General features: G+C 67.5%; 19 protein-coding genes. 11 read left to right on the top strand and 8 right to left on the bottom strand.

All coding sequences use genetic code 11. The features are described 5' to 3' along the window. Positions 1–98: 98 nt before the first annotated feature. On the bottom strand, positions 99–1115 hold the full coding sequence (locus tag ACTJKO_RS05575; protein ID WP_440686519.1) for an LLM class flavin-dependent oxidoreductase: 1017 nt from the start codon (positions 1113–1115) through the stop codon (positions 99–101). 110 nt (positions 1116–1225) lie between these two features. Between ACTJKO_RS05575 and ACTJKO_RS05570 the strand changes: the two genes are divergently transcribed. Both ACTJKO_RS05570 and ACTJKO_RS05565 read left to right on the top strand, forming a co-directional pair. Further along, a complete protein-coding gene (locus ACTJKO_RS05570; protein ID WP_440686517.1) occupies positions 1226–3814 on the top strand; it encodes a DEAD/DEAH box helicase in 2589 nt (862 codons plus the stop codon). A 149-nt stretch (positions 3815–3963) separates the two neighbouring features. Next, complete coding sequence (locus ACTJKO_RS05565; RefSeq protein WP_440686515.1) at positions 3964–4215, top strand: DUF6458 family protein; 252 nt, start codon at positions 3964–3966, stop codon at positions 4213–4215. Positions 4216–4323: 108 nt separating this feature from the next. On the opposite strand, the gene ACTJKO_RS05560 is transcribed toward ACTJKO_RS05565, so the two are convergent. Both ACTJKO_RS05560 and ACTJKO_RS05555 read right to left on the bottom strand, forming a co-directional pair. Next, the gene (locus ACTJKO_RS05560; protein ID WP_440686513.1) at positions 4324–4845 is read right to left on the bottom strand and encodes a ribonuclease H family protein; all 522 of its coding nucleotides are present in this window, start codon (positions 4843–4845) and stop codon (positions 4324–4326) included. Positions 4846–4910: 65 nt separating this feature from the next. After that, complete coding sequence (locus ACTJKO_RS05555) at positions 4911–5753, bottom strand: hypothetical protein (RefSeq protein WP_440686511.1); 843 nt, start codon at positions 5751–5753, stop codon at positions 4911–4913. 96 nt (positions 5754–5849) lie between these two features. On the opposite strand from ACTJKO_RS05555, the gene ACTJKO_RS05550 reads away from it, so the two are divergent. Next, positions 5850–6191, top strand: a complete 342-nt coding sequence (locus ACTJKO_RS05550; protein ID WP_440686509.1) for a hypothetical protein — start codon at positions 5850–5852, stop codon at positions 6189–6191. On the opposite strand, the gene ACTJKO_RS05545 is transcribed toward ACTJKO_RS05550, so the two are convergent. The 3 genes from ACTJKO_RS05545 to ACTJKO_RS05535 form a co-directional block, all read right to left on the bottom strand. Continuing rightward, entirely contained in the window at positions 6188–6760 is a 573-nt protein-coding gene (locus tag ACTJKO_RS05545) for a hypothetical protein (protein ID WP_440686507.1), read from the bottom strand. The two genes, ACTJKO_RS05550 and ACTJKO_RS05545, sit on opposite strands and share 4 nt — an antisense overlap. A gap of 50 nt (positions 6761–6810) precedes the next feature. Beyond that, complete coding sequence (locus tag ACTJKO_RS05540; protein WP_440686506.1) at positions 6811–7629, bottom strand: aldo/keto reductase; 819 nt, start codon at positions 7627–7629, stop codon at positions 6811–6813. Positions 7630–7957: 328 nt separating this feature from the next. Next, positions 7958–9163 (bottom strand): MFS transporter, encoded by a 1206-nt coding sequence (locus tag ACTJKO_RS05535; protein ID WP_440686504.1) that lies wholly within the window; start codon positions 9161–9163, stop codon positions 7958–7960. A 334-nt stretch (positions 9164–9497) separates the two neighbouring features. Here ACTJKO_RS05535 and nrdH point away from each other — a divergent pair, with 334 nt between their 5' ends. From nrdH to ACTJKO_RS05500, 7 genes are all read left to right on the top strand, one after another. Then, positions 9498–9731 carry a glutaredoxin-like protein NrdH gene (gene nrdH, locus ACTJKO_RS05530; protein ID WP_022904483.1) on the top strand — a complete coding sequence of 78 codons (234 nt, stop codon included), beginning with the start codon at positions 9498–9500 and terminating at the stop codon, positions 9729–9731. A 110-nt stretch (positions 9732–9841) separates the two neighbouring features. Continuing rightward, complete coding sequence (nrdI, locus tag ACTJKO_RS05525; RefSeq protein ID WP_440686502.1) at positions 9842–10258, top strand: class Ib ribonucleoside-diphosphate reductase assembly flavoprotein NrdI; 417 nt, start codon at positions 9842–9844, stop codon at positions 10256–10258. Between the two features lie 17 nt (positions 10259–10275). Continuing rightward, on the top strand, positions 10276–12381 hold the full coding sequence (gene nrdE / locus ACTJKO_RS05520; protein ID WP_440686500.1) for a class 1b ribonucleoside-diphosphate reductase subunit alpha: 2106 nt from the start codon (positions 10276–10278) through the stop codon (positions 12379–12381). A gap of 97 nt (positions 12382–12478) precedes the next feature. Further along, a complete protein-coding gene (gene nrdF / locus ACTJKO_RS05515) occupies positions 12479–13453 on the top strand; it encodes a class 1b ribonucleoside-diphosphate reductase subunit beta (RefSeq protein WP_440686498.1) in 975 nt (324 codons plus the stop codon). Between the two features lie 555 nt (positions 13454–14008). Then, positions 14009–14815: an isocitrate lyase/PEP mutase family protein gene (locus ACTJKO_RS05510; RefSeq protein WP_440686496.1), complete on the top strand. Its 807-nt coding sequence runs from the start codon at positions 14009–14011 to the stop codon at positions 14813–14815. A gap of 679 nt (positions 14816–15494) precedes the next feature. Then, positions 15495–15734 (top strand): hypothetical protein, encoded by a 240-nt coding sequence (locus ACTJKO_RS05505; protein WP_440686494.1) that lies wholly within the window; start codon positions 15495–15497, stop codon positions 15732–15734. A 760-nt stretch (positions 15735–16494) separates the two neighbouring features. Further along, entirely contained in the window at positions 16495–17187 is a 693-nt protein-coding gene (locus ACTJKO_RS05500; RefSeq protein WP_440686492.1) for an HAD family hydrolase, read from the top strand. A gap of 148 nt (positions 17188–17335) precedes the next feature. On the opposite strand, the gene ACTJKO_RS05495 is transcribed toward ACTJKO_RS05500, so the two are convergent. Then, on the bottom strand, positions 17336–17740 hold the full coding sequence (locus ACTJKO_RS05495; protein ID WP_440686490.1) for a hypothetical protein: 405 nt from the start codon (positions 17738–17740) through the stop codon (positions 17336–17338). 150 nt (positions 17741–17890) lie between these two features. Here ACTJKO_RS05495 and ACTJKO_RS05490 point away from each other — a divergent pair, with 150 nt between their 5' ends. Further along, positions 17891–19015: a G1 family glutamic endopeptidase gene (locus tag ACTJKO_RS05490; RefSeq protein ID WP_440686577.1), complete on the top strand. Its 1125-nt coding sequence runs from the start codon at positions 17891–17893 to the stop codon at positions 19013–19015. 954 nt (positions 19016–19969) lie between these two features. On the opposite strand, the gene ACTJKO_RS05485 is transcribed toward ACTJKO_RS05490, so the two are convergent. Then, positions 19970–20332, bottom strand: coding sequence for a hypothetical protein (locus tag ACTJKO_RS05485; protein ID WP_440686489.1), 363 nt, complete (start codon positions 20330–20332; stop codon positions 19970–19972). Positions 20333–20459 lie beyond the last annotated feature (127 nt).

Below are 20459 nucleotides of genomic sequence, written 5' to 3'. Positions count from 1 at the left end.
GGTGCACCATCCCGTGCGGATCAGGGACGAGATGGTCATCCGGCCGGGCTCCCGAGGGCCTCACCAACCTCGGTGCGAGCCCCGCCGGATGCCCCTGGTCAGGCGTCGAGCAGCGCCGGCGCGATCTGCTCCGCCACGATCCTGAGGATCCGCTCGTGTGCCGCCGCGTCACCGTTCGCGGGCAGGGTGACGACGAGTTCGTCGGTCGTCCGGACGGTCGGGTCCGCGAGCAGCGCGTCGACGATCGCGGCGGGCTCACCCGACAACACCTTGCTGAACCGGAACGGCGGCGTCCCGGAGAGCGGTCGACCCTCGTCGTCCATGCCGCTCGCGTAGCCGGTCAGGAACTCCTCGTGGACGGCGCGGTCGTGCTCGTCGAGCAGCGGCACGATGATCCGGCCGACCGCGACCTTCGGGGTCCGGTCGGGGTGCAGCTCGGCGAAGCGGTCGCGGTACGCGTGGATCTGGTCCGCCTGCGCCTCGGCGAACGGTGCACCCGTGTCCTCCGTGTTGAGCGTCGAGCAGTGCAGCAGCAGCCCCTTCTCGGCCGTCCGCACCGCGGTGCCCATGCTGCCGCCGCCCCACCAGACCCGGTCGAGCAACGCCGGGCTCTGCGGCTGCAGGGTCAGGTCGGCCCCGGCGGGGATGCTCTCGTACCCCTTCCCGGCCGTCCCCAGCGCCTCACCGCGCAGGACCTCCAGCAGTCGGGCGGCGCGGGCCTCGGCCTCGTCGCGGAAGCTGCGGTCCGACCCGCCGAACACCGGGTCCAGGATCGGCCCGTACCCGGCGATGCCGGTGCTGATGCCGAGCTGCACGCGGCCGCCGCTCAGCAGGTCCACCGTGCTGGCGTCCTCCGCGAGGCGCACCGGGTCCTCGTACCGCATGCCGAGCACCGCGGTGCCGAACCCGATCGTGCGGGTCCGCTGCGCCGCCGCCGCGAAGAACGTCATCGGGCTCGTCAGGAACGGCTCGAAGTGCCGACCCCGCACCCAGCCGGTGCCGTAGCCGAGGGACTCCGCGGTCTCGAAGAGGCGGAGGCCGTCCTCGAGCGCAGCCGCCGCGCCGGCAGTGCCACCGTGGTTCGGGACGAAGGAGAGGAAGCCGAGTTCGCGCACGCTGCGAGTGTATGCGGACGCATCCAGGAGCGGGCCAGGAGGCGCGGGGCGGGGTCGCACCGCGCCTCCCGTCCGTCCCCCGGTCGCCACCCACCTGGGAGGATGGACGCATGACCGACGTCACCACCGTCCCGCCGCTCGTCGCCGCCCTGCCGGCGGCGGTCGACGGCGCCGTCGACCCCGACGCGGTCTACGAGGCCTTCGCCGACTGGGCCGCCGAGGGTGGCCGACCGCTCTACCCGGCCCAGGACGAAGCGCTCATCGAACTCGTGTCCGGGGCCAACGTCGTCCTCAGCACGCCCACCGGCACCGGCAAGTCCCTCGTCGCCGCCGGCGCGCACTTCGCGGCGCTCGCCGAGGGCAAGCGCAGCTACTACACGGCACCGATCAAGGCGCTCGTGTCGGAGAAGTTCTTCCAGCTCGTCGACCTGTTCGGCGCGCAGAACGTCGGCATGGTGACCGGCGACTCCAGCGTCAACGCGGACGCCCCCATCGTGTGCTGCACCGCCGAGATCCTCGCCAACCTCGCACTCCGCCAGGGGCCGGACGCCGAGGTGGACGTCGTCGTGATGGACGAGTTCCACTTCTACGGGGACCCCGACCGGGGCTGGGCCTGGCAGGTGCCGCTCCTCGTGCTCGAGCGGGCGCAGTTCCTCCTCATGTCCGCGACCCTCGGCGACGTCACCACCATCGCCGACGACCTCTCCCGCCGGACCGGGAGGCCGACCGCCCGGGTCACCGGTGTCGCACGCCCCGTGCCGCTGACGTACGAGTACGTCATGACACCCGTGCAGGAGACCGTCGAACGGCTGCTCGAGGAGGGCAAGGCGCCGATCTACATCGTGCACTTCGCGCAGGCCGCCGCACTCGAACGGGCGCAGGCGCTCATGTCCGTCCGTGTCGCATCGCGGGAACGACGCGACCAGATCGCCGACGCGATCGCCGGGTTCCGGTTCAGCGCCGGGTTCGGACAGACGCTCTCACGCCTCATCCGCGCAGGGATCGGAGTGCACCACGCCGGCATGCTCCCGAAGTACCGACGGCTCGTCGAACAGCTCGCCCAGCGCGGACTGCTGCCCGTGATCTGCGGTACCGACACGCTCGGCGTCGGCATCAACGTCCCGATCCGATCGGTGCTCCTCACCGGACTGACGAAGTTCGACGGCTCGAAGATGCGGCAGCTGTCCGCCCGCGAGTTCCACCAGATCGCCGGTCGTGCCGGACGCGCCGGCTACGACACCGAGGGTGACGTCGTGGCCGAGGCGCCGGAGCACGAGATCGAGAACGCCCGGGCCGTCGCCAAGGCCGGGGACGACCCGAAGAAGCAGAACAAGGTCAAGAAGAAGAAGGCGCCGGACGGGTTCGTGTCGTGGGGACAGGCGTCGTTCGAGCGACTCATCCAGGCGGAGCCCGAGCCGATGGTGTCGCGGATGCGCATCACGCACGCGATGGTGCTCGCCGTCGTCGCCCGCGGAGGGGATGCCTTCTCGGCCGTCCGGGCGCTCGTGTTCGAGAACCACGAACCGCGCGCACGGCAGCTCGCCATGGCTCGGCGGGCGTTGACCATCGCGCGCACGCTCATCAACGCGCAGGTCATCGAGCGCGTGCCCGGCGTCGGTGACGCCCCGGCGACCTACCGCGTCACCGTCGACCTGCAGCCGAACTTCGCCCTCAACCAGCCGCTGTCGCCGTTCGCGCTCGCCGCGTTCGAACTGCTCGACCCGTCCTCGCCCACCTACGCGCTCGACATGGTGTCGATCGTCGAGGCGACGCTCGACGACCCGCGGGCGATCCTGGCGCAGCAGCAGTTCAAGGAGCGCGGCGAGGCCGTCGCCCGGATGAAGCAGGAGGGCATCGAGTACGAGGAGCGGATGGAGCTGCTCGAGGAGGTCACCTGGCCGCGTCCGCTCGCCCCGCTGCTGGAGGCGGCCTACGAGGCGTACGCGGCCGAGCAGCCGTGGGTGCTCGACTTCCAGCTCTCGCCGAAGGCCGTCGTGCGGGACATGTACGAGCGGGCGATGACCTTCGGGGACTTCGTGCGGTTCTACCAGCTCACCCGATCCGAAGGGCTCGTGCTGCGCTACCTGTCGGACGCCTACCGGACCATGCGGCAGACCATCGCCGACGAGCAGCGCACCCCCGAGCTCGACGACCTGATCGAATGGCTCGGCGAGGTCGTCAAGCAGACCGACTCGTCCCTCGTCGACGAGTGGGAGGCGCTGGTCAACGGCGCCGTCGACGAGGCCGCCGACGAACACGACGAGATCGCGCCGCCGCAGCCCGCACGGCTCACCGGCAACGTCAGGGCGTTCCGTGTGCTCGTCCGCAACGCCCTGTTCCAGCGGGTCCTGCTCGCCGCCGCGGACGACGTCGACGGACTCGGGGCGCTCGACGCGACGTCCGGCTTCGACCGGTCCGCGTGGGACAACGTGCTCGAGGAGTACTACGAGTCGCACGACGAGGTCAGGACGGACGTCGACGCCCGGTCCATGCAGTACCTCGTGCTGGACGAGACGCCGGGCCGGGGCGGCGGGCGCACCTGGCGCGCGCGGCAGATCTTCGCCGACCCGTCCGGCGACAAGGACTTCGGGTTCTCGGCGACGATCGACCTGGACGCCTCGGACGAGGCGGGGGAGGCCGTGGTGCGCGTGACCGAGATCGGGCGGTTCGACGGGTGGGCGGACGTCGACGTGGACTGAGGCGTCCGCCTCGGTCGGCGCGTCCGCCGCGTCCGCCGCGTCCGGCTCGGGCGCCGCTCGGGCTGCTCGGAACGCTGTGACGCGCTGACGAGTACGTTCGACGCCAGCCCGAGCAGCCCGGCTCGGACGACCGGAAGGACCCCGTCACCATGCGTATCGGATCGAGCATCGCCCTGATCGTCATCGGCGCCATCGTGGCGTTCGCGCTCAACATCCAGCTCGCCGGCATCGACCTGCGGCTGATCGGCTACATCCTGATGGCCGCGGGCGTCGTCCTGCTCATCATCAGCCTGGCCGTCGCGTTCGGCGGACGTCGGACGACGACCACCACCCGGTCGGGCATCGACCCCGCCTCGGGGGAGCAGATCACGCGGCAGGACCGCCGCGACGGGACCTACTGACCGTCGCGCGTCGCCCGCTGCCCTTGGCTCGGGCTACCCCTCGGTTCGGGCTGCCCCTGGTTCCGGCTGCCCTCGGTTCGGGCTGCCCTTCGTTCGGGCGCCCTTGGTTCAGAACAGGGTGGCGGGCGGTGTCGCCTCGGGCAGCGCCTCGGGCTCGGTGACCTCCACCCCGGGCCACCCCGGCCCGTGCGGTACCTCGGTGCCCTGCTGGTAGGCGGTCGCCGCGCCGCGGGCACGGACGTCCGCTGCCTCGTTCATCTCGTGCCCGACGTGCCCGCGGACCCACTCGAACGTGACCTTGCGGCCCTGGAGCTCGGCGTCGAGCTCCTTGATGATCTCGACGTTCAGGACGGGCTTGCCGTCGGCCTTCCGCCAGCCCTTCCGCTTCCACCCCGCGAGCCACTCCGTGCACGCCTTGATCGCGTACTGGCTGTCGCAGAGGATGTGCAGCGGTTCGCCGGTGTGCTTCGTGGCGCGGAGCAGCTGCAGGACGGCGGTGAGTTCGCCCTGGTTGTTCGTGGCGTTCGGCCACCCACCGGCGGCCCATCGGTCGTCGTCGACGTACCATGCCCAGCCGGCGGGGCCGGGGTTGCCGAGGGCTGAGCCGTCTGCTGCGGCGACGATCGTCACGGTGGGACCTCCTGCGTGTGGCGAGTGCTGGTCAACCGTAACGGACCGCACCGACGCCCGAGGGCTCAGCGCGTTGCCGGATCGAGGTTGAGCGTCGTGTCCTCGTAGATCCAGCCGTCGTCGTGCACCCTCATGGTCGGGTTGAGCCAGCGGAGTTCCGCGATCGAGATCCCGAACCGCTTGGCGACGGTCGTCTGGTCGTCGCCGTGCGCGACCTGGTACGTCGCCGGTGTCCCGCTGTCGGTGAGGCGCTTGCCGGCTCCGTCGAACACGAAGCCGTAGGCTCCGGGACGGTCCTTCCCGAGGGTGACGTGGAGGTCCGGGAACGGATCCGGGATCTTCCACGACAGCGCACCGATCGCCAGGACCGTCCCGACCCAGGGCCGCTCGGAGTCGTCGTCGGTGCCGGACGGCGCGGGGACGAGCACGACGTCGTGCAGCCAGTCCGGATCCGAGCCGGCCCGCGAGAGGTCGACGGTCGCGGGGGCGTCGGCGTTCGGCATCCAGGTGGTGGCGGCGACCGCTTCGTCGTCCCAGTAGTCGCCGTACTTCGCCGTCCGCCGGAACTCGATCAGCATCGGCTGCGGTTCGGTCGTCCGGTACCTGGAGAGCTGCGCGTCGAAGGTGCCACCAGCGGCAGCCACGACGCGAACGTGGATGCTCGTCTCGCCGCTCTTCGACACGGCGTCCGTCTCGGCGACGACCGTCCCCGTCGGGACGGCCTGCTTCGTCCCCGCGGTGCGCAGCGTCGGGTCCGGCTGTGGCGTCTGACCAGAGGCGTCCTCGGCAGCCTGCCGCGTCGGCTTCGGCACGCTGTGGTCCCCGTCGAGCGCCGTGCACCCGGTGAGCAAGAGCCCCGTCAGTACCGTGCCGATGACCGCCGTCGTCGCGGCGCGTGTTCCTCGCATCGTTCCCCCTCGCCGAGATCGTAGCGAGAGGCCGCGCACCAGGGCGAGCCTCGTGACCGAACTGGTACGCAGGGCACACGGCCTACCGTTCCGGGCATGAGCGACGACACCACACCGAACGTTCCCGGGCCCGAGCCGTCCGACGACCGCGCCCGCTCGGACGCGCTGCGCGACGCCTCCCACGACGACGACCGTGCCGGCGTCGGGGAACGGGAGCAGCGGGCGGCCGACACGGCGTACAGCCCGTCGAGCGAGCGGGAGACCGTGGCGTCGCAGACCGAGCAGCGCGACCGGTCGGACCTGCAGGCCGACGGCATCGACCCGTCGAGGGTCGTCGCTGCCCCGGGCACGGGCGGCGCCGACGATGCGGGTGACGTCGAGCCCGAACCCGGCGACCTGCACCTGCCGTGGCAGTCCGAGGAGGACCGCCGGGGCTAACCCGCGGCCCGGTCGAGCTCGCGCACGAGTTGCTCGCCGTCGAGGACGTCCCAGAACGCGAACACCTGCGGACCGAACAGACCGTCGAGCCCGGTGTTCGCGTACACCCGGGCGGCCGCGCCACCCCCGAAGAACGCGCCGGGGCCCGTCGGGTCGCCGGTGTTCCACTCGACCGAGCAGTGCCGTCGACCGCCGCTCCACGTGATCGTCCGGTCCGTCCGGCCGACCGGGACCTCGCGCGAGCCCCGCGTCGTGATGACCAGGGCTCGTCGGTCGGTCACCGCGTACACCGTCGTCCGCTTGCGGTGGTGCTTCACGAGGAACCTGCCGAACACCAGGTGCAGGCCGATGAACGCGAAGGGCACCAGGACGAACGCTTCCGGACCGAGCCGTCCGTGCCGTGCGTCCTCGACCAACGACGACAGGACGAACCCTGCCCACAGCAGGGAGAACGGGACCAGGAAGGCGTCCCGGCCCGAGAAGAGCTTGGCGGTGTCGCTCGTCCCGGCCCAGTACAGGTGCTCGTCGGGTCGGAGGTGCGCTCGTGCGGTGCCCTGAGGATCGTTCACAGATCGAACCTACGGACGCGCTGCTGCGCGTGTCCGGCGAACCGCCCCGGTCAGGACACGGCGTCCGGGTGGGAGCCCGTCCGCTGCCCCGACTCGAGCGACGCGATCGCGGTCAGGTCGTCGTCGGTGAGCTCGAACCCCTCGACGTCGAGGTTCGACCGGATCCGCGACGGCGTCACGGACTTCGGGAGCACCACGACCCCCTGCTGCACGTTCCACCGCACGAGTACCTGCGCGACGCTCACCCCGTGGGTCTCCGCGATGCGCGTGAGCACCGGTTCCTCCATCAGCCGGCCCCGACCGAGCGGCGACCACGCCTCGGTCGCGATGCCGTGCTGCTCGTGGAACGCGATCAGCTCGCGCTGCGGCAACCACGGGTGACGCTCGACCTGGTTCACGGCGGGGACCTCACCGGTCTCGCCGATGATCCGTTCGAGGTGCGGCACCTGGAAGTTCGAGACCCCGACGCTCCGCGCCCGGCCGGAGGCGCGCAACTCGACGAGGGCGCGCCAGGTCTCCACGTAGCGGTCGTTCGCTGCAGCCGGCCAGTGGATGAGGTACAGGTCGACCGCGTCGAGGCCGAGTCGCTCGAGGCTGCCGTCGAACGCCCGCAGGGTCGCGTCGCGCCCCTGGTGGTCGTTCCACACCTTGGTCGTCACGAAGACGTCGTCACGTTCGACCCGGGAGGCGCGGATCGCCTTCCCCACGCCGGTCTCGTTGCCGTACATCTCGGCGGTGTCGACGTGCCGGTACCCGGCGTCGAGCGCGAGACCGACCGCCGTCGCAGCCTCGTCGGCGCCGACCTTGTAGACGCCGAAGCCGATCGCGGGGATGCTCCGACCGTCGCGGAGGGGGACTGCAGTGACCATGCACCCATCCTGCCGATGCTGCGGGAGGTGCGCCGCGCCTCCAGGGGTGGTGGCGGGGTGGGGTGTCGGCGCTGCCGACTCGGAACGACGTTGTCGACGTCGTGCGACAGCGAACATGTCGTTCGGGGTCGGCGGGCGCGGGTACGGGCGGTGTCGGGCGCGCCGAACGACGTTGTCGATGTCGTGCGACAGCGACGGTGTCGTTCGGGGTCGGCGGTCGCGGCGACCGGTGTCGGGGCGCGGTGCGACGTTGTCGACGTCGTGCGACAGCGACGATGTCGTTCGGGGTCGGCGGTCACGGCCGGCCGGGCACGCGCACCCGGGCAGCTCAGGTGGGGAGGTTGACCGGCTCCGTGTCGGGGATGGGGCTCGCGTCACGCCCACGCAGGTCGGGGAGCCACCGCTTCGTCACGAGGGGGAGGACCACCCCGACGAGCGCCGCCACGGCACCCACCATCAGCCCGCCCGTCGGCCCGTGGGAATCGATGAGGAAGCCCGCGACCGCGGAACCGCCGGCCGCGCCGATGAGCTGACCGGTACCCATCCAGCCGTACGCCTCGGCGGTGTCCGAGAACTTCACCGTCGCCGACACCGAGCCGAACATCACCGCGAGGGCCGGCGCGATGCCCGCACCCGCGATCACGAGCGCGAAGCAGAGCCACCAGAAGTTCGTGCCACCCACCGCGAGCGCGAGTCCGACGAACACGATCGCCATACGCGTCCACAGCGTGTTCGGGGAGATCGGGCGGTGGCCGAACGCCAGACCGCCGATGAGCGAGCCGACGGCGAACACCGCGAGGACGATGCCGGCGTTCGGGCTGCCCTCGCCGAACACGCTCGTGACGCTCGCCTCGACCGCGGCACACGCCCCGATGAGGAGCAGGCCGGTGAGGGTGGCCACGACCACCGAGGGGCGCCGCAGCACCACGCCGAACGCCCGCTTCGAGCGCGGGATGCGGACCCGGCCGAGTTCGGGGGAGCCGATGAACCACGCGCCCCCGACGACGAGGAACACCATCGCGAGGACGATCGCCTGCACGGTCCCGATCTGCGTCGCGACGAACGTCGTGATGACGGGCCCGGCGACCCAGATGAGCTCCTGCGCGCTCGCGTCGAGGGAGAACAACGGCGTGAGCTGCGACGACGTCACCATCTTCGGGTAGATCGTCCGGACCGCGGGTTGCACGGGAGGGACCGCGAGCCCACCGATGAAGCCGACGACCACGTACGCCCACAGCGGCATGAGCACGAACGCGATGACGCCCATGCTCGCCAGTGCGACGAGGCTCGTGAGGACCAACACGGGACGCATGCCCCAGCTGCCCATCCACCGGCTCGTGAGCGGACCGGCAAGTGCCTGGCCGACGCTCGTCGTCGCCAGGACGAGGCCCGCGGCGCCGTACGAGTGGAAGACGTGCTCGACGTGCAGCAGGTACGCGAGCGACAGCATGCCGAACGGGAAGCGCGCGGTGAGCTGGGCGGCGATGACACGACCGACTCCGGGGGTCTTCAGCAGGGGTCCGTACGTGCTCACGGATCGAGTGTACGGACCGGACGGGAGGGGCTGTCACCCGTCCGGGGGAGGTGTGGCTCACGCAGTCGGAACCGGTGTTCTCAGACACGCCGAGGAGCGGTGTCGAGAACTTTCCTCCACAGCTTGTGGAGGAGTGTCGGTGGCCGGTGCGAGAGTGGCGGAAAACCGGGCTTCGCGGAATGCCCGCGCTGTGGATCGGGTTGTGGAAACTACAGGCGTGTAACACTTTCTCTAGTGGTCGACGGGTTCGCCTGGCACAACATGTAGTAGCGTCGTCCTCAGTACCGCACCAGAACGTCGGGCCCTGAACGAGGCCCAGAAAACAGGGGAGAACATGGCCGTCACCGTCTACACCAAGCCGTCCTGCGTCCAGTGCACCGCGACGTACCGGGCCCTCGACAACAAGGGCATCCAGTACGAGGTCCACGACGTCTCCACCGACGAAGCGGCGCTCGAGCACGTCAAGAGCCTCGGCTACCTGCAGGCCCCCGTCGTCGTCACCGACGACGACCACTGGTCGGGCTTCCGTCCCGACAAGATCGCGACGCTCAGCGCCGAACTGGCGTAACGCGCCCCACGTCCGCGGGTGGTGACCCGAGCTCGTTCAGGAGGCTCGGTGCACCACCCACGGACACCCCACGGTCCGTCTGTCCGCACCTTCTCTCCCGGAGGGGCACCATGAGCCGACTGGTCTACTTCTCGAGCGTGTCCGGGTACACCGCACGCTTCGTCGAGAAGCTCGGCCGCGACGCGGACCGGATCCCGCTCTACCCGAACGACCCGTTCCTCCACGTGGACGAGCCGTACGTCCTGGTCCTCCCCACCTACGGTGGCGGCAACGGGCAGGGAGCGGTCCCGAAGCAGGTCATCAAGTTCCTCAACGACGAACGAAACCGCTCGCTCATCCGCGGTGTGATCGTCGGCGGGAACACGAACTTCGGCGAGGCGTACGGCCTCGCAGGGGACGTCATTGCGCAGAAGTGCGGCGTCCCCGTCCTCTACCGTTTCGAACTCTTCGGCACGCCTGACGACGTACAGGCGGTCAACTCAGGATTGGATGCATTTTGGACGCAGCAGTTGCAGACGTCGATCTGACGTCGCCGCAGACGGGGATGGACTACCACTCCCTCAACGCGATGCTCAACCTCTACGACGCGGACGGGAACATCCAGTTCGACAAGGATCGTGAGGCTGCCAAGCAGTTCTTCCTGCAGCACGTCAACCAGAACACGGTCTTCTTCCACAACCTGAAGGAGCGGCTCGACTACCTCGTCGAGAACGAGTACTACGAGCGCGAGACGATCGAGCGGTACTCGCTCGACTTCATCCAGAAGCTCAACGACCTGGCGTACTCGAAGAAGTTCCGGTTCCAGACGTTCCTCGGCGCGTTCAAGTACTACACGAGCTACACGCTCAAGACGTTCGACGGCAAGCGCTACCTCGAGCGCTTCGAGGACCGCGTCGTGATGACCGCCCTCGGCCTCGCGCAGGGTGACGAGCAGCTCGCGATCGACCTCGTCGAAGAGATCATCGCCGGCCGCTTCCAGCCCGCGACCCCGACGTTCCTCAACACCGCGAAGGCGCAGCGCGGCGAGCTCGTCTCCTGCTTCCTCCTCCGCATCGAGGACAACATGGAGTCGATCTCGCGCGGCATCAACTCGTCGCTGCAGCTCTCGAAGCGCGGCGGCGGCGTCGCCCTGCTCCTGTCGAACATACGCGAGGCCGGCGCCCCGATCAAGCAGATCGAGAACCAGTCGTCCGGCATCATCCCCGTGATGAAGCTGCTCGAAGACAGCTTCTCCTACGCGAACCAGCTCGGCGCACGCCAGGGCGCCGGTGCCGTCTACCTGTCGGCGCACCACCCGGACATCATGCGGTTCCTCGACACCAAGCGCGAGAACGCCGACGAGAAGATCCGCATCAAGACGCTGTCGCTCGGTGTCGTCGTGCCGGACATCACGTTCGAGCTCGCGAAGAACAACGAGGACATGTACCTCTTCTCGCCGTACGACGTCGAGAAGGTCTACGGCATCCCGTTCGGTGACGTCCCGATCACCGAGAAGTACCGCGAGATGGTCGACGACCCGCGCATCAAGAAGACGAAGATCAAGGCGCGCGACTTCTTCACCACCATCGCCGAGATCCAGTTCGAGTCGGGCTACCCGTACATCGTGTTCGAGGACACGGTGAACAAGGCCAACCCGATCAAGGGTCGGATCAACATGTCCAACCTCTGCTCGGAGATCCTGCAGGTCAACACGCCGACCACGTTCAACGAGGACCTCTCGTACAACGAGATCGGCAAGGACATCTCCTGCAACCTCGGTTCGCTGAACATCGCGCTGACCATGGACTCGCCGGACTTCGGCAAGACCATCGAAACCGCGATCCGCGGCCTCACCTCGGTGTCGCAGATGTCGCACATCTCGTCGGTCCGCTCGGTCGAGGACGGCAACGACAAGTCGCACGCCATCGGCCTCGGCCAGATGAACCTGCACGGCTACCTCGCTCGTGAGCGCGTGTACTACGGCTCCGAAGAGGGCATCGACTTCACGAACATCTACTTCTACACGGTGCTGTTCCACGCCCTGCGCGCGTCGAACAAGATCGCCATCGAGACGGGCGAGACCTTCGACGGTTTCCGCGACTCGAAGTACGCGTCGGGCGAGTTCTTCGACAAGTACACCGACCAGGCGTGGACGCCGGCGACCGCCCGCGTGGCGCAGCTCTTCGCCGACGCGAACATCGCGATCCCGACGCAGGACGACTGGAAGGCGCTCAAGGCGTCCATCCAGGAGCACGGCATCTACAACCAGAACCTCCAGGCCGTCCCGCCGACCGGTTCGATCTCGTACATCAACCACTCCACGTCGTCGATCCACCCGATCGCGTCGAAGATCGAGATCCGCAAGGAAGGCAAGCTCGGTCGCGTCTACTACCCGGCGCCGTTCATGACGAACGACAACCTGGACTACTACCAGGACGCGTACGAGATCGGCCCGGAGAAGATCATCGACACGTACGCCGCGGCGACGCAGCACGTCGACCAGGGCCTGTCGCTGACGCTGTTCTTCAAGGACACCGCGACCACGCGCGACATCAACAAGGCGCAGATCTACGCATGGCGCAAGGGCATCAAGACGATCTACTACATCCGTCTGCGCCAGCTCGCCCTCGAGGGCACCGAGGTCGAGGGCTGCGTCAGCTGCATGCTCTGATCGCTCACGCGATCACCCTTGGACTGGAGGCGCGGTGCCAGCGCGCACCGCGCCTCCAGTCCGTCACCCAGTCACCATCACTTGAAGGAAACGTGCGTTGGTCGAGAAGCTGAAGCTCATTGATCGGGTCCAGGCGATCAACTGGAACCGCATCCAGGACGACAAGGACGTGGAGGTGTGGAACCGCCTCGTCAACAACTTCTGGCTCCCCGAGAAGGTGCCGCTGTCGAACGACGTCCAGTCGTGGAACACGCTGACGCCTGCCGAGCAGACGATGACCATGCGCGTCTTCACCGGTCTGACGCTGCTCGACACCATCCAGGGCACCGTCGGTGCGGTCTCGCTCATCCCGGACGCTCTCACCCCGCACGAAGAAGCGGTCTACACGAACATCGCGTTCATGGAGTCCGTGCACGCCAAGAGCTACTCGTCGATCTTCTCGACCCTCGCGTCGACGCCCGAGATCGACGAAGCATTCCGCTGGTCCGAGGAGAACCCGAACCTGCAGAAGAAGGCGTCCATCGTGATGGACTACTACCAGGGCGACGCCCCGCTGAAGCGCAAGGTCGCCTCGACGCTGCTCGAGTCGTTCCTGTTCTACTCCGGCTTCTACCTGCCGATGCACTGGTCCTCGCGCGCCAAGCTCACGAACACCGCCGACCTGATCCGCCTGATCATCCGCGACGAAGCCGTGCACGGGTACTACATCGGGTACAAGTACCAGAAGGGGCTCGAGCAGGTCACCCAGGCCGAGCGTGACGAGCTCAAGGACTACACGTTCTCGCTCCTCTTCGAGCTGTACGAGAACGAGGTGCAGTACACGCAGGACCTCTACGACGAGGTCGGGCTGACCGAGGACGTCAAGAAGTTCCTGCACTACAACGCCAACAAGGCGCTGATGAACCTGGGCTACGAGCCGATGTTCCCGAAGAACATCACGGACGTGAACCCGGCGATCCTGTCGGCCCTGTCGCCGAACGCGGACGAGAACCACGACTTCTTCTCGGGGTCGGGGTCGTCGTACGTCATCGGGAAGGCCGTGAACACGGAGGACGAGGACTGGGACTTCTGAGTCCGGTCTGACTCGAGGGGCGCCCCGTCGGCTTCGGCCGGCGGGGCGTTCGTGTTGGATCGCACCCATCATCGGGTATTCGCATCGAACATTGCGAATCGATGCCGGTGTGAGGAACGACTCTGGGCGTCGTCATCCAAAATTGGGTGCAGGGGGCCAGCGACCTCGAGCCCGGAGCGATGCGCTCTGGGGCTGAGGGGAAGACACGCGTGGCGGTTGCGTCGGAATAGTGCGGCGCGAGTTCCTCGCACCCAGGTGCGCGCGAGGGGTCGGGAACGATCACGGTGGCGTTCCACAGGATGTTCTCGAGATGCGTGGACTTGCCACGGCAGGGGTTTGTGTCGTCCGCCAGTCAACTTGTCCAGCTGTCACGCAACGTGTCCTGAAATACGGAGTAGGACAGGTTGTTTGGCAGTCCGTACGAAGGGCCTGTCGATCTCAGCAGCCCTGGTCCCACCGGCTCGCTGGCCGATCGGCTATTGAGACCGCTGTAGGGCCGAACACGTCGTCCGATATCCGCCAGAAACGCAACCGTGACTCCGCTGAACTGAGGAGGTGAACAACAGAACCACGCAGGCAACCGCCTTCCGCGCTCTCCACTCGAACCCCGCCCAGCCACTCCTTCTCGCCAACGCCTGGGACGTAGCAAGTGCCCGACTCGTCGAAAGCGCGGGTGCGCCAGCCATCGCTACCACCAGCGCGGGTGTCGCGTGGTCGCTCGGTCATGCGGACGGCAACGCGCTCGGACGCGAGGAGGCCGTCGCGGCAATCTCTCGGATCGCGGGCGCGGTGACCGTGCCGGTCACCGCTGACATCGAAGCCGGCTACGCCGATGACGCAGCCGGCGTTGAGCACACGGTCGACGCAGTTCTCGAAGCTGGTGCAGTCGGCATCAACATCGAGGACGGCGCACTGCCCTCAGCAGAGCTGGCAGCTCGTATCGGCGCGGCTCGACGTGCAGCTGATCGTGCTGGGGTGCCGATGTTCGTCAACGCGCGGACAGACGTGTACCTCGCCGGCCTGGTGGCGCCGGAGCAGCGCCTCGCTGAAGCCCTCCAGCGGGCGCATCGGTACCTCGAAGCAGGAGCAGATGGTGTCTTCGTACCCGGAGTTGGCGACGCCGACACGATCAGGGCGCTGGCTGAGGCGATCGACGGCCCGCTGAACGTGATGGTCGGTTCCGGCTCCCTGAACGCCGCGCAGCTCTCAGACCTCGGAGTGGCCCGCGTGAGCGTCGGCTCGGGCATGGCGCAGGCCGCGTACGAGATTGCTCGATCGGCCGCTACCGAGTTGCTGACTGCTGGCACGTACGGGGCCTTGATGCCGGCCATCGACTACGGCGAGCTGAACTCGCTGTTCTAGCGAGGCCCGCGATTCGCGCCTGGCGGTAACTCGAAGGGAGAGGACCAACTCTCACTGACGTTGGTCCTCTCCGCCCGTTGAATGTCTGCCTCGGCTGAGTCAATGGCTGACGGTGAAGGTCTCGGTGCACGATCGTCCTTCGAGATTCTGCTCGTATCAGGACAAGCAATCTGGCAGTAGTGCCGGACATCGACCTCCTAGCGGCGGCCTCGCCGCGCCGGTCTTGGACAGGTTAGTCGGCGGCCGACAGTTTGTGTCGTCCGCCAGCTAACTTGTCCAACTGCCACGCAACGTGTCTGAAATGCACAGATGGACTCGTTACTTGGCAGCAGGGAGCGGCGACGCCGACGAGGGCCGAGCTCAGCCTTCGTGCGTCGCGAGGCGTCCGTACGGCGTGCGTGCACTGAGATCGTTCGCGGACCACCCATATGGGCGGGGGTTGGCTGGAGAGCGGGGCCGAAGAGGTCCAGCGCCGCCCGCAAGCACCGCGGCGCCACTGGAGGACCGGCTATCGAGACAACTCGCGAGCCCAGTCGTCCGTGTCGCCTCTCAAGACCCCGTAGGACCGCCTCGGTAGCCGATCGCTCAATTCCAGAGGAGACGAACCTTCCAGGCGCCGACTGATTCCATGGCGAGCGTGCGACGACAGCCTGGGGCTTCAGCGAGCCGTTCACGAAAGTTGGCGCTCCTGCTGGGCATCGCAGCCGGGGTCTTCTGGCTTGTTGCGCTTACGGTGCCGATCTGCGTACTCCTCATCATCGGCAACCTCCCCGGCGACGACCCGGCGCGCACCGAGCGGTCCTTCGTGATCGCCTTCGGCGCTTTCCTGAACTTTGCACTCCTCGCAGCCCCAGCCACGATCGGCTTCTTGGTCGTGCGCCGTGCAGGCGCCCGCAGTGGCAGCGCCGGAGCTCGCTGACGCCCACTTGCTACAGAAGCGACCATAGGCAGCGAACGCCTTCGCTGATCGTCCCGATAGCCGATCGGTGGCCGGGACGGTTTGCGAGTAGCGTCCGCCGAGTGGGTGCTCTCTGGGTCGGGTTGGTGGCGATAGTTTCCCTTTGTTGGGGCAGCGCCCTTCTCCTCTTCCCCGAGCCGATCGCTCGATTCTCGCGGAAGGTGCAGGGCCAGTTCTGGGGAGGCCAGTTCACCGTGGAGCTGACGAGATGGCTGGGGCTCGGATTCGTGCTCGCCGGTGCGGTCGCGGCTGTGTCGCTCGTCGTATGGATCCTTCGAGGCTGAGCGGCGTCTTCTTGGAAGATCGTCTAGCGAGACTCTGCTCGTATCAGGACAAGCAATCCGGCAGCAGCGCCGGACATAGACCTCGTGGCGCGGGGGCCGAGCCGCGCCTGTCCAGGACAGGTTGGATGGCGGCTGACAGGTTGTCGCTGCGCACACAACTTGTTTCCTTCGCATACAACTTGTCGCCGTCCCGCGCGGGCTAGGGTCGCCACGGTCTCTCCGCGCAACCCCAAGACCTGGCAGCTCGCGCGAAGCGTCCGCATGACGCACCCTTCACGGCGAAGGATCGCGGACCACCTCTGTGAGACGGAAGCGGCCTGCAGCCAGCGCAGCAGGACGACCCCAGAGAGGCAGTGCCTCGGTCGCGGCAACGGACTCAGCGCAACCCAATCCGGCAGCCGATCGGGTCCGGACGTGACGAGTTCTAGTCTGGGCGCGTGGGGGTATTGCGAGCAGTCTGCTTCGACCTGGACGGGACCCTGTTCGATCACAGGGGGTCAGCGCGAGCGGGTGCTACCCACTTCCTCGAGAGCTTGGGGGTGGCCGCGACGGCGCCTGCGCTGGAGTCGTGGTTCGCCGCTGAGGACGAGCAGTTCGAGCGGTGGCGGTCCGGGGAGCTCAGTTTCCAGGAACAACGACGCGAGCGTCTTCGCACCGTGTTGCCGCCGCTCGGATACCGACCTCCGTCGGATCGCGAAGGCTTGGACTCGTTGTTCGACGACTACCTGACCGCCTATCGCGCGTCTTGGCGGGCGTTCCCCGAGAGTTTGTCGCTGCTGCAAGAGCTTCATCGGCGGGGGTATCGCCTGGGATTGCTCACCAACGGTGTCGAGGAGCAACAGCTCGACAAGCTCGCTCGCACTGGTCTCGCCGGCGCGTTCGACGCGGTCTGCGTCTCCGAGGGCATCGGCTTCCAGAAGCCCGACGAACGGGCCTTCCTGACCTTGGCGCACAAGGTAGGCGTCGACGCCTTCGACTGTCTCTTCGTCGGCGACAGCCCGGCGCATGACCTCGCTGGCGCACGTTCCGCTGGCATGCATGGCCTGCTGATCGATCATTACGCGGAAGAAGCGGTGGATATTGAGGCTGCCGTGTTGACGTGGCTCGCGGCCAACGGCGACGTCCGCTAGCGGATCGTCTACTGAGACTCTGCTCGTATCAGGACAAGCAATCCGGCAGCAGCGCCGGACATAGACCTCGTGGCGCGGGGGCCGAGCCGCGCCTGTCCAGGACAGGTTGGATGGCGGCTCACACGTGCAACGATGGGCGGCCTGCTCGTCACGTGACGCGCAGCCCTCCGTCACTGCCTATCGTGATCGTGCCCGTCGGGTAGGAAACATCCCCGCATGCCGTCTTCTCCTGTCCCACGGACAGATGCGACGTGGTGCGGCTGACCTGCTCCTTGGTGATCGTGTCGGTCGCCGTGATCTGGAAGTCATGGCCAGACGGTTCGGACGACGAGGTCGTGATCGAGTCGTCCGTGGTGATGTCCTTGCATGTGTCGTCGAGGCAGACGGACAGGGTGTGCCCTGGATGGGCGGATGACCACGCAGTCGCCTGGACGGAGATGCTTGCCGTGGACTGCCGCGCGCCGCTGCACCCCGTGACGCTGCACCCGGTGACGCCCCCGAGGAGGACCACGCTGATCGTCAGCGCAGCAGCGATTTCCCGACCCGACCGCATGATGAGAACGGTACGGCACACATGTCGCCCCGCACGATCCACCCTGTAGCGGTTCTCATCTCGGCTCCCTTGTCGTGGACCGTTCCATTGCGGTACCACTATCGCCAGGGGGCACGGTGCCTTCGCGAGGGGGGAATGCACGTGAAGAAGATGATCGCCGCGCTGGTCGCGGCATCAACGATCGTTCTGGTCATCGGACCAGTGAGCGCCGCGAATGCGACGAGTACTGCGGTTGCAGCACCGCGCATCGCGGCCTCCAGCGGTTGCGCAGGAGGCATGCAGACGGTCGCGCCCAATCCGACGGCAGTTGCCGAACACGGCGCAAAGGCGCTCTTCCGACCAGCGGATCTGGCCGCCGACCCGTCGCTCGCGGCGCAGGTGCCCCGTGCAGTTACAGCGATCCTCGCCCAGAACCCGACGTGGGTGCAGAAGATGGACTGCGGCGCGAAGGTCCCCGCGAGCAAGCCGCAAGAGGTGACTTCGGCGCCCGCTCCGTCCTCAGGCGCGAAGACCCTGGCGCAAGCGAGCACAACGGGCTACTACACCAACTGGTCGGGGTACGAGCGAGACGGCGTCGACTACAACCACAAGTACTACTCCAGCGTCTCAGGCTCGTGGACCGTTCCGTCGCCGCCGGCCCCAACGCACGGCGTGAATCAGTTGAGCGTGTCGCAGTGGGTCGGCATCGGTTCCGGCCACAAGGTGACGAACGCGACCGACTCGCTCATCCAGGACGGCACCGTCTCCTACAGTGGTCCGGGTGCGCTCGGCATCGGTCCGAGCGGCACGTACGGGTTCTACGAGGTGTACCCCCACGAGCAGGAACAGATCGTGAACAACTACACCGTTGCGGGCGGCGACGCTGTCTCCAGCTACGCCATCTTCAGCGCAACGCAGAACGCGCTCTACTGGGGCATCTGCTCGCAGTCCGAGAAGAAGTGTGTCTCCGGCATCGAGGACATGGGCAGCAAGGTCTCCACGCTCGCGCAACAGGGAGAGTGGATCTTGGAGCGCCACGGTTACAACGGCGGGACCAGCATGCTCGAACCGTTCGGCACCATCCCCACGAGCGGCAACCAGTTCGCACTCGAGAACGGCCCCGGGACCAGCGCCACGACGTACAACCTCGGGTCGGGGCCGACGCAGAACACGGTGTTGCAGAAGGACATCATGACGCAATGCGACGGCGGGACACCCTACCTGGACTCAGTCTCGTCACTCGGGTCCACGGGCAACTTCTCGATCACGTTCAAGGACACCGGCACCACCTGCTGAGACAACGGGACCCCTGTACCGTCCCGACCAGGCCATGCGAGAAGGCCCCCACCGGCATGTTCTGGTGGGGGCCTTCGTCGCGGGGGTCAGTCCGTGTGCCAACGGCTCGAAGAGCTGCCGTTCTTCGCTGTCGTCGTCGACGAAGAGTGCCGAGTGGCCCCGATGATTCTCCGGGCTGCAGTCTTCATCGTGCTGCGTCTGAGCGGGCCTACCCAACCGCCGAGTTCCTCGGACCGGGAGTGGAGGAATGACATGACGCTGATGATCAGCCTCGGCATATCCGCACTCCTTTACGATGAAACTCGAGCTTTGCGGAAGTAGGCAAGACTGGCGACGGCGCCGAACATCTCAGGAACCGGCCGACGAGTGAGAGGGGCCATGAGCGACGGCGAACACGCGCGAGATCGGCTCGCTCGCGCGCGTGCTGGATTCAATCTGTACGGTGTATCAGAGGCTGATGTAGGTCCTATGCTCCGCGCGGCTCTTCATCGCACTCCTCAATTCCGTGTGCTTCGGGAAGCATCGGCCGAGATCGTACTGAAACGGCGCATGAATTGGGCTACGTGGGGAGAGATCTTGACCCTCACTTGGTATCCGATGTCTGAGGGCGTCCACGTCGATTTGGTCGTCAAGCCACTGTTGCAGACGACTGTCCACGACTGGGGTCAGGGGCTGCGGGATGTGGCTGCCATCCGCGAGTGCCTGATCGCCGAAGCAGGCTCCGCTGACGCTCTGCCGTAGCGTTCGATGGCCGGTTGCGCGGCAGAGCTGGCGGAGCGTCTCGACGCATGCCCGCAGACCACGGCAGCCGGACGGAGGGCCGTCGGCTTCGGCGTGGCCGGCGAGCGTCGGCTGCAACCGAGGGGAGCAGCGCAGGTCACTGGGCGTCGCCGACGGAAGCGGCGACATCGTCAGGTCCGGGCGCAATCCAACACTGACGACTATGCGTTCGGCTCACCCATGCGATCCCACCCCGAGGGACGGAACCGTGCCGTCGAACCACCGGAGCCCGTACCGAGCGGTCCACTGGTCGAACCGTGTCATGTCGAGTAGCTGGTCGTCCGTGATGACGTCGCGATGCTCGCTGGTGCCTCGCGAGAGCACGGCACTCACCTGCCGCCGGAGCCGCGTCGTCGAGCGCTGCTGACGGACGATCAGCACGGCCTCACAGATCATCACGAGCACCATGCTCCCGAAGAGGAGGACGTTCGGGAGCATCCGCTCGCCCGTTGACCTGAAGCCCTGTGCGCCGAAGACGACGAGCAGCGCTGCGACGTAGGCGGCGAGCAACACCCGCGCCGCGTTCTTCGAGCGCACGACGGTGCGACGAATCAGCGTCGCTTCGGGCCCGATCCGACGCGACCACGGGTCATCGCTCGGCTGTCGACCGGAACGATCTCCGACGTCCGGAGGTTCGGCTCCGCCACCCTTCGTCACGCAGCGA

This window comes from Curtobacterium sp. 22159, assembly GCF_052045775.1.
GTDB lineage: Bacteria > Actinomycetota > Actinomycetes > Actinomycetales > Microbacteriaceae > Curtobacterium.
This window is presented reverse-complemented; position numbering and strand designations above follow the sequence as displayed.

Coding starts and splice junctions, on each gene's coding strand:
- ACTJKO_RS05555 (WP_440686511.1), bottom strand. CDS start 5,753: ATGCGAGGAACACGCGCCGCGACGACGGCGGTCATCGGCACGGTACTG.
- ACTJKO_RS05570 (WP_440686517.1), top strand. CDS start 1,226: ATGACCGACGTCACCACCGTCCCGCCGCTCGTCGCCGCCCTGCCGGCG.
- ACTJKO_RS05565 (WP_440686515.1), top strand. CDS start 3,964: ATGCGTATCGGATCGAGCATCGCCCTGATCGTCATCGGCGCCATCGTG.
- ACTJKO_RS05495 (WP_440686490.1), bottom strand. CDS start 17,740: ATGCGGTCGGGTCGGGAAATCGCTGCTGCGCTGACGATCAGCGTGGTC.
- nrdH (WP_022904483.1), top strand. CDS start 9,498: ATGGCCGTCACCGTCTACACCAAGCCGTCCTGCGTCCAGTGCACCGCG.
- ACTJKO_RS05550 (WP_440686509.1), top strand. CDS start 5,850: ATGAGCGACGACACCACACCGAACGTTCCCGGGCCCGAGCCGTCCGAC.
- nrdI (WP_440686502.1), top strand. CDS start 9,842: ATGAGCCGACTGGTCTACTTCTCGAGCGTGTCCGGGTACACCGCACGC.
- nrdE (WP_440686500.1), top strand. CDS start 10,276: ATGGACTACCACTCCCTCAACGCGATGCTCAACCTCTACGACGCGGAC.
- ACTJKO_RS05490 (WP_440686577.1), top strand. CDS start 17,891: ATGATCGCCGCGCTGGTCGCGGCATCAACGATCGTTCTGGTCATCGGA.
- ACTJKO_RS05540 (WP_440686506.1), bottom strand. CDS start 7,629: ATGGTCACTGCAGTCCCCCTCCGCGACGGTCGGAGCATCCCCGCGATC.